General features: G+C 63.4%; 13 protein-coding genes and 1 pseudogene. 8 read left to right on the plus strand and 6 right to left on the minus strand.

Features of this window, described 5'->3' with window-relative positions; all coding sequences use genetic code 11:
* Positions 1-132: 132 nt before the first annotated feature.
* From NKH98_RS16460 to NKH98_RS16480, 5 genes and pseudogenes are all read right to left on the minus strand, one after another.
* The gene (locus NKH98_RS16460) at positions 133-528 is read right to left on the minus strand and encodes a hypothetical protein (RefSeq protein ID WP_352508456.1); all 396 of its coding nucleotides are present in this window, start codon (positions 526-528) and stop codon (positions 133-135) included.
* Between the two features lie 45 nt (positions 529-573).
* Positions 574-1,696, minus strand: a pseudogene (dprA, locus tag NKH98_RS16465) (DNA-processing protein DprA).
* The gene (plsY, locus tag NKH98_RS16470) at positions 1,693-2,280 is read right to left on the minus strand and encodes a glycerol-3-phosphate 1-O-acyltransferase PlsY (RefSeq protein WP_352899829.1); all 588 of its coding nucleotides are present in this window, start codon (positions 2,278-2,280) and stop codon (positions 1,693-1,695) included. The pseudogene dprA and the gene plsY overlap by 4 nt, the downstream one beginning before the upstream one ends.
* A 57-nt stretch (positions 2,281-2,337) precedes the next feature.
* Positions 2,338-3,624, minus strand: coding sequence for a dihydroorotase (locus NKH98_RS16475; RefSeq protein WP_352899831.1), 1,287 nt, complete (start codon positions 3,622-3,624; stop codon positions 2,338-2,340).
* Entirely contained in the window at positions 3,621-4,586 is a 966-nt protein-coding gene (locus NKH98_RS16480; protein ID WP_352688303.1) for an aspartate carbamoyltransferase catalytic subunit, read from the minus strand. The genes NKH98_RS16475 and NKH98_RS16480 overlap by 4 nt, the downstream gene beginning before the upstream one ends.
* A 155-nt stretch (positions 4,587-4,741) precedes the next feature.
* Between NKH98_RS16480 and NKH98_RS16485 the strand changes: the two genes are divergently transcribed.
* The 3 genes from NKH98_RS16485 to NKH98_RS16495 all read left to right on the plus strand — a co-directional run bounded on the left by NKH98_RS16485 (position 4,742) and on the right by NKH98_RS16495 (position 7,394).
* Positions 4,742-6,370, plus strand: a complete 1,629-nt coding sequence (locus tag NKH98_RS16485; RefSeq protein ID WP_352508461.1) for a DNA alkylation response protein — start codon at positions 4,742-4,744, stop codon at positions 6,368-6,370.
* 158 nt (positions 6,371-6,528) lie between these two features.
* The gene (locus NKH98_RS16490; protein ID WP_352899833.1) at positions 6,529-7,083 is read left to right on the plus strand and encodes a hypothetical protein; all 555 of its coding nucleotides are present in this window, start codon (positions 6,529-6,531) and stop codon (positions 7,081-7,083) included.
* Positions 7,083-7,394 carry a DUF6105 family protein gene (locus NKH98_RS16495; protein ID WP_352899836.1) on the plus strand — a complete coding sequence of 104 codons (312 nt, stop codon included), beginning with the start codon at positions 7,083-7,085 and terminating at the stop codon, positions 7,392-7,394. The genes NKH98_RS16490 and NKH98_RS16495 overlap by 1 nt, the downstream gene beginning before the upstream one ends.
* Here NKH98_RS16495 and ruvX read toward each other — a convergent pair.
* On the minus strand, positions 7,361-7,846 hold the full coding sequence (ruvX, locus tag NKH98_RS16500) for a Holliday junction resolvase RuvX (protein WP_352899838.1): 486 nt from the start codon (positions 7,844-7,846) through the stop codon (positions 7,361-7,363). The genes NKH98_RS16495 and ruvX overlap by 34 nt on opposite strands.
* A gap of 116 nt (positions 7,847-7,962) precedes the next feature.
* Between ruvX and NKH98_RS16505 the strand changes: the two genes are divergently transcribed.
* The 5 genes from NKH98_RS16505 to NKH98_RS16525 all read left to right on the plus strand — a co-directional run bounded on the left by NKH98_RS16505 (position 7,963) and on the right by NKH98_RS16525 (position 11,505).
* Positions 7,963-8,670 carry a metal-dependent hydrolase gene (locus NKH98_RS16505; RefSeq protein WP_352899841.1) on the plus strand — a complete coding sequence of 236 codons (708 nt, stop codon included), beginning with the start codon at positions 7,963-7,965 and terminating at the stop codon, positions 8,668-8,670.
* Positions 8,671-8,693: 23 nt separating this feature from the next.
* A complete protein-coding gene (locus NKH98_RS16510; protein ID WP_352478939.1) occupies positions 8,694-9,110 on the plus strand; it encodes a hypothetical protein in 417 nt (138 codons plus the stop codon).
* Between the two features lie 76 nt (positions 9,111-9,186).
* The gene (gatC, locus tag NKH98_RS16515; RefSeq protein ID WP_352899843.1) at positions 9,187-9,474 is read left to right on the plus strand and encodes an Asp-tRNA(Asn)/Glu-tRNA(Gln) amidotransferase subunit GatC; all 288 of its coding nucleotides are present in this window, start codon (positions 9,187-9,189) and stop codon (positions 9,472-9,474) included.
* Positions 9,475-9,481: 7 nt separating this feature from the next.
* Positions 9,482-9,940, plus strand: coding sequence for a GNAT family N-acetyltransferase (locus NKH98_RS16520; RefSeq protein WP_352899846.1), 459 nt, complete (start codon positions 9,482-9,484; stop codon positions 9,938-9,940).
* The gene (locus tag NKH98_RS16525) at positions 9,940-11,505 is read left to right on the plus strand and encodes an amidase (protein WP_352899847.1); all 1,566 of its coding nucleotides are present in this window, start codon (positions 9,940-9,942) and stop codon (positions 11,503-11,505) included. Before NKH98_RS16520 ends, NKH98_RS16525 begins: the two co-directional genes overlap by 1 nt.
* Positions 11,506-11,507: the final 2 nt, after the last annotated feature.

The following is an 11,507-nucleotide window of genomic DNA, read 5'->3' on the forward strand; positions in this document are numbered from 1 at the left end:
CGACTGAACCGCCGCCCCGGGTCTTCTTTCCTCATCAGCTCTCCTTAATGGAGAACTGTTACCCTTCTCGTGTCTCAGAATCGGGGTGCACTACAATGGGTGACAGCCTCGTGCCGAACGCATGCAGTGGCGTTAGCCGCCCGCGCCATCGTCCATCATCGTGCCGGTGAGCGCCTCATAGGCTCTGCTGCACACCTGAGAACCCGGACAATCCTTCACGATAAGCACTGGCGCCACGGTAAGAACCGCCGCGGCAAGGATTTGCAGGAAAAGAACGACGGCGCTTACCTTCCTGCCGAACGCGCCGGCCAGGAAAAAGTAGAGACCCTGGGCCATGCAGGCTGCCGTCAGAAGGCCCAGAAGCGTGCTGGTCGCTCTTGCAAAGGGCGTTATGTAGCCGTCGGGAAAACCCGACATGCCGAGATCCATCGACCATTGCAGCGCCAGCATGACGCTCAGAGCTGACCAGACAAGGGCCGTCATACGAGTGAACAGCGTCTGCTTTGGTTTGTTGCTCGGATCGGCCATCGGATCACGTCGGAATTGCTTGCCGGGACATGCGCAAGTTCTGGGTCAAATCAGTGAGACGTTGCCGCCGGCATGGCGTTCGAGCCGGGCGGCGAGGTCGAGCTCCAGCAGCACCATGAACACTTGGGCGGGATGCAGGCCGGTGTGGCGGATGATCTCGTCCACTGATACCGGCGTCGGGCCGAGCGCTTCGACGACGCGGTCGCGATCGTCCTCGCGCGGCGGCGGTGTTGCCGAAAAGTCGGGCGGCTCTTCAAGCGGCGATGTCCTTGGCGACCAGCCGCCGACCAGCGGCGCTATGGCACTGGTGATATCGGCGGCCTCGGTCACAAGGGTGGCGCCGTCCTTGAGCAGGCCATTGGCGCCGGCGGCGCGCGGATCGAGCGGTGAACCGGGAACGGCGAAAACCAGCCGCCCCATCTCGCCGGCGAGGCGGGCGCTGATCAGCGAGCCGAAGCGCTGTGCGGCCTCGACCACTACCAATCCCAATGCAGCACCGGCGACGAGCCGGTTGCGGCGCGGAAAGTCCTGTGCGCGGCTGCCAGCCAAACGGCATTTCGGAAATGATGGCGCCGCCACCCTCGGCGATCTCGTCGCACAGGCCGGCATTTTCGGGCGGGTAGGGCAAATCGAGGCCGCCGGCGAGCACGCCGATCGTGCCGGTCGAAAGGCTGCCCCGGTGCGCGGCCGTATCGATGCCGCGCGCCAGGCCGGAAACAATGCCATAGCCGTCGCGGCCGAGATCCGCCGCCAGCATCCGCGCCATCTTGATGCCTGCCAGCGATGCGTTGCGAGCGCCGACGATAGCGACCGCTGGCAAGCGGAACACCGCGCTGTTGCCCCTGACCGCGAGCAGCGGCGGCGGATGATCCATGCTTTTCATCAGCGGCGGATAATCCGCCTCGCCGATGCCGACGAAGCGGGCGCCGGCCCGCCGGGCCGTCTCCAGCTCCGCCTCGACCTCGGCAATGGACGGGATGCGGACGATTTTTTTGGCGCCACCCGAAATCATCAGCTCGGGCAGCATCGATAATGCTGCTTCGGCCGAACCGAACCGGTTGATCAGGTCGCGAAAGGAAGCCGGGCCGACATTCGGCGTGCGGATCAGACGAAGCCAGCTCAGCCGCTGCCGGTCGCTGAGGCGCGGCCCGGCGTCGGGCTCGCTCACTCTTTGGCCCCGATCTTACCCTCGGTGCCGGCAAGCAGCCGCGCAATGTTGGCGCGGTGCTTTACGATGACGATGAGGCTCATCGCCGCGAAAAACCCGGCAATCTGCTGGGTGCTCAGGAAATACAGGGCAACGGGCACGATGACCGCTGCCGTCAGTGCCGCAAGCGAGGAGAAGCGGAACAGGAAGGCCACCGCCAGCCAGACGACGGCGAAGATCAGCGCCACTTGCCAGGCAAGGCCGATCAGCACGCCGAGGTAAGTGGCGACACCCTTGCCCCCCTTGAAGCCGAGCCAGACCGGAAAAAGATGACCTAAAAACGCGCCGAATCCGGCCCAAAGTCCGAGTTCGGGCGCAAAGCGGCCTGCGATCAACACCGCCGCAGTGCCCTTCAGCGCATCGAGCAGCAGCGTGGCCGCGGCCAAGCCCTTGTTGCCGGTGCGCAGCACATTGGTGGCGCCGATGTTGCCGGAGCCGATGTTGCGCACGTCGCCGAGGCCGGCGGCACGGGTGATCAGCAGGCCAAACGGGATCGAGCCGAGAAGATAGCCGAACACCAATGCCAATACGGGACTGTAAACCATTGTTCCCCCGAACTTTCCTTGGCTGAGCGAATTTGAAGACGTGACACCCGCTTCGTCCTAGGCCGAAAACACTGTGCGGCCCGCCACCATCGTTTGCAAGACCTTGCCTTGCAGTCGCGCGCCTTCGAAACAGGTGTTTTTCGAGCGTGACCGGATGCCGCTCTCGCTAACGACCCATGGCTCGTCCAGATCGACGAGCGCAAGGTCGGCCAATGCCCCCGGTTTCAGCGTGCCGCCGGGCAGGCTGAACAACCTTGCCGGCGCGGTCGATAGTGTCTCGATCAGCCGCAGCAGCATCACGTCGCCATTGTGATAGAGCCGCAGCGCTGCGCCTAACAGCGTTTCCAGCCCGATGGCGCCGGCCGCAGCATCGGCAAAGGGCAGGCGCTTGGTGTCGACGTCCTGCGGGTCGTGCGAGGAGACGATGAGGTCGATGGTGCCGTCCTTGATCGCTTCGATCATCGCCAGCCGGTCTTCCTCGGCGCGCAGCGGCGGCGTCAGCCGGAAGAAGGTGCGGTACTCGCCGACATCGTTCTCGTTGAGCGACAGATTGTGGATCGACACGCCTGATGTGACGTTGGCGCCGTCGGCCTTGGCTCGCGTCACAGCAGCCGCCGCCATCGCCGTCGAGATCTTGGCCGCGTGATAGGCGCCGCCGGTCAGCCGCGCCAGCGCCAGATCGCGCTCCAGGGGGATGGATTCGGCCTCTCGCGGAATACCGGCAAGGCCGAGCCAACTTGCATATAGGCCTTCATTCATCACGCCTGACGAGGCGAGATCGGCATCCTGGGTTTCGTGGGCGATCACGCCACCGAAATCGCGCGCATAGGTCAGCGCCCGGCGCATCACTAGCGCGCTGGCAATAGAATGCCTGCCGTCGGTGAAGGCGACCGCGCCGGCCTCGCGCAGCAGGCCGAATTCGGTCATCTCGCGGCCTTCCAGCCCCTTGGTGATCGCCGCTGCCGGAAAGATGTTGACGATGGCTGTATCCTTGGCGGTGCGCAGCACGAATTCGACCAATGCGACATTGTCGATCACCGGGTCGGTATCGGGCATCATCACAATCGAGGTTACGCCGCCGGCGGCTGCCGCCACGCTGGCCGAGGCGATGGTCTCCCGGTGTTCGCCGCCTGGTTCGCCGATGAAGACACGCGCATCGATCAGGCCGGGGATGATCGCCTTGCCGGCGCACCCGATGATCGTGGCGGCTTCGGGCGCGCCCTGGTTCAAGGCCGCCTTGCCAGCGGCAACAATTTTGCGCCCCTCGACAATGACGGTGCCGATCTCATCGATGCCGCGCGATGGGTCGACGATGCGGGCGCGGCTGAAGACCGTTATGCTCATCGGCCCCGACCCTCGTGGTTTCGACGCGGGTCGAGCAGCGCTTCCATCACCGCCATGCGTACGGCGACGCCCATCTCAACCTGTTCCTGAATGACGCTTTGCGGGCCGTCGGCGATCTCCGACGCGATCTCGACGCCGCGGTTCATCGGGCCGGGATGCATAACCAGCGCACCGTCCTTGGCCGCCTTCAGCTTCTCGGCGTCGAGGCCGAAATAGCGAAAATATTCGCGTACCGACGGTACGAAAGCGCCTTCCATGCGTTCGCGCTGCAGGCGCAGCATCATTACCACGTCGGCGTCCTTCAGACCCTCGGCCATGGAACGGGTGACAATTACGCCCATCTTCTCGATGCCGGCGGGCAAAAGCGTCGAAGGGGCGACGACCCTGACCTGGGCACCAAGCGCGTTGAGCAGGATGATATTGGAGCGGGCCACGCGCGAATGCAGGATGTCGCCGCAGATCGCCACGATCAGCTTCGACAGCGGGCCCTTGGCGCGGCGGATGGTCAGTGCGTCGAGCAGCGCCTGGGTAGGGTGCTCATGGGCGCCGTCGCCGGCATTGACCACCGAGCAGCCGACTTTTTGGGCAAGAAGTGCTGCCGCGCCGGCCGATTGATGGCGGATGATCAATATGTCGGGACGCATGGCATTCAGCGTCATCGCAGTATCGATCAGCGTCTCGCCCTTTTTCACCGAAGAGCTCGCTACGGACATGTTCATGACGTCGGCGCCGAGCCGTTTGCCGGCCAGCTCGAACGACGATTGCGTACGGGTCGAGGCTTCGTAGAACAGATTGATCTGGGTGCGGCCGCGCAGCGTCGATGTCTTCTTGTCCGATTGCCGCGAGATGGCAACGGCCCGGTCCGCCCGGTCGAGCAGAAGCTCTATGTCGGCGGGGGAAAGATCGCGGATGCCCAGAAGATGGCGGTGGGGATAAAGTGGCAGGGACGATGCGTCGGTCATCTCAAGTCGCTGCTATAGGGGGGAGGCTCCGCGGCTGCAAGCATCGGCTTGGGATTGGATCGGTTCTCCCCGGGATTTTCGTCGCGCGCCGCTGGCCATAGGCTATAAACCGCCTTGGCTTTGGATTCGCAGCCTTCAGGTGATAAGGACGAAGCGTGACTGACGACGTGACCAACCAGCCGCCGCCGCTGGCCGGCGGTAACGCCTGGCGGGGCGATCCGTTGCTGATCCAGCTTGCCGAGCGCTTTTCCGATCCGGTGCGTAAGGACCTCGACGGGCTTGGCCGTTTCGTTCTGACCCATGAGGCGCAGGAGCTGGCTCGTCTTGCCAATGTCGAGACGCCGAAGCTCAGGACCCATGATCGCCAGGGCCGGCGCATCGACCAGGTCGAGTTCCATCCCGCCTATCACGCGCTCATGCGCCGCTCTGTTGCCAACGGGTTGCATTCGTCGGTCTGGGAGAATGGCGACGCCGAGATCGGCCGTCGCCACCAGGTGCGCGCCGCGCGCTTTTATCTCACGGCTGAGCTCGAGACCGGGCATCTCTGCCCGATCACCATGACCAGCGCTTCGCTGGCAGCGCTGATGGCCAGCCCGAAGCTGTTTCGCGAATGGGCGCCGCGGGTGACGACGCGCAAGTACGATCAAAGCCAAAAGCCGCCGGTCGAAAAAGCAGGGCTGACACTCGGCATGGGCATGACCGAGAAGCAAGGCGGCACCGATGTCCGCTCCAACGTCACCAAGGCGGAGCGCGCCGGCAGCGGGTTTTATCGCCTGACCGGCCACAAATGGTTCATGTCGGCGCCGATGTCGGATGCCTTCCTGGTGCTCGGACAGGTGCCGGAGGGACTGTCGTGCTTTCTCGTGCCCCGCTTGCTCGGCGACGGATCCGGTAACGGCTTCCGTTTTCAACGGCTGAAGGACAAGCTCGGCAACCGCTCCAATGCCTCGTCGGAGGTGGAATTCGTCAGTGCCATCGGCGAGATGGTCGGCGAGCCCGGCGCCGGCGTGAAGACGATCATGGATATGGTGACCCTGACGCGGCTCGACTGCGCTGTCGCCTCGTCGGCGATCATGCGGGCCGGACTGGCCGAGGCTGTCCACCACACGCGCCACCGCAAGGTGTTTGGAACCAATCTGATCGAGCAGCCGCTGATGCAGCGTGTGTTGGCCGATATGGCGCTCGACGTTGCCGCCGCTACCGCGCTGTCGTTCCGGCTGGCGCGCTCCTTCGACGAGGCGGCCGGCGACCGCGGCGAGGCAGCCTTCGCCCGCGCCATGACGCCTGTCGTCAAATACTGGGTCTGCAAGATTGCGCCGCCGCTGCTCTATGAAGCGATGGAGTGCCTCGGCGGCAATGGCTATGTCGAGGAGGGGCCGCTCGCCCGCTACTATCGCGAAGCTCCGGTCAACGCGATCTGGGAAGGTTCAGGCAACGTCATGGCGCTCGACGTGTTGCGCGTGCTCGGCCGCGCGCCAGGCCTGTTCGACGACGTGCTGGCCGGCATCGACCGCGATCTAGGCGCCGGAGGACGCGGCACTGTCGGCGTCCTCAAGGCGGCAATGCAGGTCGCGGCAACCGACGAGGGCTCGGCACGGCTGTTGACCGAGCAATTGGCATTGTCGGCGGCGGCGGCAGAGCTTCGCAGGCTGGGGGCAGGGCGGATCGCCGACGCCTTCGTCGAAACGCGCCTCGCCGGCCAGTGGCGCAATACCTATGGCATGATCGATTCGCGCCATGATGCCCGCATGATCATCGATACGCTCTACCCGCCGATCAACTAGGTGCCCTCGCCAAATTCGCTGCCGCTCTCGCGCCCCTGTGGATGGCCGTTAACCTTAACGAATGGTTTCCATTGCGGCGGCCGATGGCAAAGCCCAATGTTATGGTTAAGGCAGGACTGTTCAGCTTGAGCGGCTTTGCCCTGCGAAGCGGGAGCGTCATGCGGCACATTCTGAGCTCTTTTCTGGCACTGCATTGGGCGGCCGTTTTCGCCCTGCTGGCGTTCATCTGCATCGACGGGAATCGAGGCGTGGCGACGGCCCTTGGCGTACTGGGCGTTCCCGTCCAGAACACTCGATTTGCCGATCTCGAAAACGCCGTCGTCGTGGCACCGCTCGCCGTGGCACTGCTTGTCGTCGCGGTGTTGTTCTGCTGGGCTTTTGTTGAAGCACTGACCAGCCACGCGACCAACCCGGATCCTGCCGACAGCGTCGTGCGGATCGCCTTCATCTCCGCCTTGGGCGTGCTGTCGCTGATAGTCATCGGCGGCGCCGCGCAAGGCATCAATGGGCTGTTCATGGTTGTCGCGGTGCAATTGGCGGCACTTCTGGCGTCCTATGTCGCGATGCTCGCCGAGAGGCGGACGGCCGTTGCCGCGGCAGTTCCAGGGACCGGCGAGATCCGAGCGGCCGCGCATGTCATGGCCAAGGCAGCGGCGCATAATTCCTCGCTTGCCCGCATTTCCGGCCGGCTGGATTCGAGGGACGACCGCTGATGCGCACCTTGTTCGCGCTGTGGGCGGCTCCGCTCCTCTTGTTTTGGGGCTGGTTCTTTCTGTCGCTAAACGACATCAATTTCGGCTACGTCATGCTGAGCCGTCAATTGCACGATCTCGTCTTCCAGCTCTATGGACAGATGCTCGGCGTCGATCCGGCACTCATTCCGGGCATGGTGGCGAAAGCTTGCGTGTTCGATGGGCTGCTGCTGACGGGGTTCTGGGCATTTCGCCGCCGCAAGGCGATTGGTGGCTGGATCACGTCGATGCGCAACCGCTATTTCGACCAGGCATCGACGCCGAGCACCTGAAGCCGGTCGAGAACGCCTTGGAGGATAAAAGCGGCCGCCGCAGAATCGATCTTGCCGGCGCGTTTCTTGCGGGAAAAATCCATCTCGATCAGCGTCCGCTCGGCCGCCACCGTCGACAGCCTTTCGTCCCAAAAGACGAAGTGCAGATCGGTCAATCCAGCCATATTGCGCACGAAAGCGCGGGATTTTTGGGCGCGCGCGCCTTCCGAGCCGTCCATATTGATGGGGAGGCCGATCACCACGGCGCCGGCATTTTCCTTCTGTAGCAGAGCGAGCAGCACTGCGGCATCGAGTGAGAATTTCCTGCGCATGATGACAGCGCGCGGGTGGGCGAAGGACAAGCCGCGATCGGAAACCGCCACGCCGATCGTCTTGTCGCCGAGGTCGAGACCGGCCAGGGTCTTGCCGCCGCCGAGCCGGGCCGGCAACTCCTCGATGGTGATGATGCCCAACGGCTTTTCCTTTGACCGCGACGCCGCACGTCTTATACGCGCAAAGCGTGCGTGGTACTTTAATTTCGCCGTCGGCGTTCTATCCTCTACCGAAGCAAAAATCGAGGAAAGCCTTGATGAAATTGACCTGGTACGGACATTCGGCATTCCGAATCGACATCGAGGGCGCGAAAATCCTCATCGACCCCTATCTGGTCGGCAATCCGTCGTGGACGGGTGGGTGGGAAGGGCCGGCCGAAGGGGTCACGCACGTGTTGCTCACCCATGGCCACAGCGACCACATCAGCGGCGCCATCGAAGTGCTCGAGAAGAGCGGCGCGATGGTGGTCGCCAATTTCGAGATTTGCATGTACCTGGTCGGCAAGGGCGTCGGTAACAAGCAGATCAATCCCGGCAATATCGGCGGTACGGTCGATTGCGGCGGCTTCACCACCACCTTCGTTCAGGCTCTGCATTCATCGTCGTTTCCGGGCGAGGGCGGCGAGAATACCTATCTCGGCAATCCGGGCGGGCTTGTCCTGCACTTCCCCGAGGACAAGACGCTTTATCACATGGGCGACACCGACATCTTTTCCGACATGGCCCTGATCAACGAGTTGCATGAACCGAAGATCGGCATCGTGCCGATCGGCGATCGCTTCACCATGGGCGGCGCGGTGGCAGCCCTTGCCTGCCAGCGTTTCTTCAAGTTCGAGACGGTCGTTCCCGCTCATTTCGGCACATTTCCGATGATAGATCAGACCGCCGATAAGTTTGTGGCCGGGCTGGACGGATCGGGTGTGAAAGTGGCGTTGCCGAAGATCGGCGAGACGATTACGCTGTAGCGACAGCGAACCGGAATGACGACATGGATCTGAGAAACTCTCTTTGCATTTCCATGCTGGTTGCCGCGTCGCCGGCGCTGGCCGCCGAGGATTTCATCAACGGGGTCTATCTGCAATCGGAGGATCTCTGCGCGCAGGCTAAAAAGGACACACTGCAGACGGTGATCGAGGGCGGCAATATCGTGCTGTCGGCAAATGGCCTGGAAAGCATCGAATATAATTGTGAATTCCTGCAGATCACCAAAGCGACACGCTCACCAAGCTGGGCGGTGACCGCTATATGCCAGGAGCCGGGCTACGTCTTTCCCGATGTTCTCTCACTGACACAGATGAGCCCGAAGCAGATCGACCTGGTATCGGTTCGGCCTGCCGCCGACGAAGGCGAGCAGAGCGGTAACGGCGGCAGTTATTTCCTCTGCGACGGCGTCACGATGCCATAGGGCCGTTGTCAGCACGATGCATGTTGCGCGGCACGCGCTGCGCCGCTATAGCGCTGGTTTTCCCCGAGGCACAAACATGTCCGTTGATATAAAAACCGTGAAGCGCGTCGCGCACCTTGCCCGTATTGCGGTGAGCGAGGAGGATGCAGAGCGTATGACCGGCGAATTGAACGCCATTTTGGGCTTTGTCGAGCAGTTGAACGAGGTCGATGTTTCCGGCGTCGAGCCGATGACCTCGGTCACGCCGATGGCAATGAAAAAGCGCCAGGACCTCGTCACCGACGGCGGCAAGGCAGCTGACATCGTCGCCAACGCGCCTGCGACCGAAGAGAATTTCTTCCTTGTGCCGAAGGTCGTGGAGTAGCAGGCCGATGGCAATCGACATCGCCGCTGAGACGCCGCTGCAGGACGATGTGCGTGGGCTGGTCGAGGAGCTGAATGCCACATTGCTGGAACTGACGCCGCCGGAGCATTGCTATCATTTGACCGTCGAGCAGATGGCGGATCGCGACACGACCGTTTTCGTCGCCCGCGATAACGGCCTTGCCATCGCTTGCGGCGCACTGAAGCGCCACGATGCTGTGGTCGGCGAGGTCAAGCGGATGTATACGCGACCGTCGCATCGCGGCCGCAAGATCGGCGCGAAGATTGTCGAGCGTATCGAGGCGCTGGCGCGCCAAGAAGGGCTTAGGCGTCTGGTGCTGGAGACGGGGGACCGTCATCCCGCCGCCTGGACCGTCTACGAACGCGCCGGCTTTTCGCGATGCGGCCCGGTACTGGATTATCCCGATTCCGAGTGGTCGGTGTTTTACGAAAAGAGCCTTGCCTGATGACCGACCTGACCCAGCTGACGATTTCGCAGGCCCGCACCAAATTGCGCTCCAGGGAGATCACCGCCACCGAAATCACCGAGGCCTATCTATCGGCGATCGAGCGAGCCAATCCGGCGCTCAATGCCTATGTCGCGGTCACCGACGACAAGGCGCGCGACATGGCCAAGGCCTCCGACGCGAAATTGGCCAAGGGCGAGGGCGGGTCGCTCGAGGGTATCCCGCTCGGCATCAAGGATTTGTTCGGCACCGAAGGCGTCCACACCCAGGCCTGCAGCCATGTGCTGGACGGCTTCAAGCCGCGCTACGAATCGACGGTCACGGCCAATCTGTGGGCGGATGGCGCCGTCATGCTCGGCAAGCTCAACATGGACGAGTTCGCCATGGGCTCGTCCAACGAGACCTCGTATTATGGGCCGGTCATCAACCCGTGGCGGCGTTCACGCCTCGACACGGTGGTGATGCCGACGACACATCAGGGCGAGGGCGGCTTCGTTTCGGCGGGCGGCACCAGGACCGCGCGCACGTTGGACAATGCCCAACTGGTGCCGGGCGGTTCGTCCGGTGGCTCGGCATCAGCCGTCTCGGCCTTCCTGTGCGCAGGCGCCACCGCCTCCGACACCGGCGGTTCGATTCGCCAGCCCGCCGCCTTCACTGGCACAGTCGGCATCAAGCCGACCTATGGCCGCTGCTCGCGCTGGGGGATCGTAGCGTTCGCCTCGTCGCTCGACCAGGCCGGGCCGATCGCGCGCGACGTCCGCGATGCCGCGATCCTGTTGAAGTCGATGGCTTCGGTCGACCCGAAAGACACGACGTCCGTCGACCTGCCGGTGCCGGATTACGAGGCGGCGATCGGCCGCCCGATCAAGGGCATGAGGGTCGGCATCCCCAAGGAATATAGAGTCGACGGCATGCCCGCGGAGATCGAGGCGCTGTGGCAGAAAGGCATTGCCTGGCTGCGGGATGCCGGCGCCGAGATCGTCGATATCTCGCTGCCGCACACCAAATACGCGCTGCCGGCCTATTACATCGTGGCGCCTGCCGAAGCCTCGTCCAACCTCGCCCGTTACGACGGGGTCCGCTATGGGTTGCGCGTGCCCGGCAAGGACATTGTCCACATGTATGAAAAGACCCGCGCCGCCGGCTTCGGGCGCGAGGTCAAGCGCCGCATCATGATCGGCACCTATGTGCTTTCCGCCGGCTACTACGATGCCTACTATCTGCAGGCGCAGAAGGTTCGAACCCTGATCAAGCGCGACTTCGAAAATGTGTTTGCCGCAGGCGTCGACGTCATCCTGACGCCGGCAACGCCTTCCGCCGCCTTCGGCATCGCCGACGAGGACATGGCCGCCGACCCGGTCAAGATGTACCTCAACGACATTTTTACGGTGACGGTGAACATGGCCGGCCTGCCCGGCATAGCGGTTCCGGCTGGGCTCGACGCCAAGGGGCTGCCGCTCGGCCTGCAGCTGATCGGCCGGCCTTTCGACGAGGAAACGCTGTTCCAGACTGCCCATGTCATCGAACAGGCGGCCGGCACATTTCAGCCGGAAAAATGGTGGTAGGA

This window comes from Mesorhizobium sp. M0833 (assembly GCF_040319905.1).
In the GTDB taxonomy this organism is placed as follows: Bacteria; Pseudomonadota; Alphaproteobacteria; order Rhizobiales; family Rhizobiaceae; genus Mesorhizobium.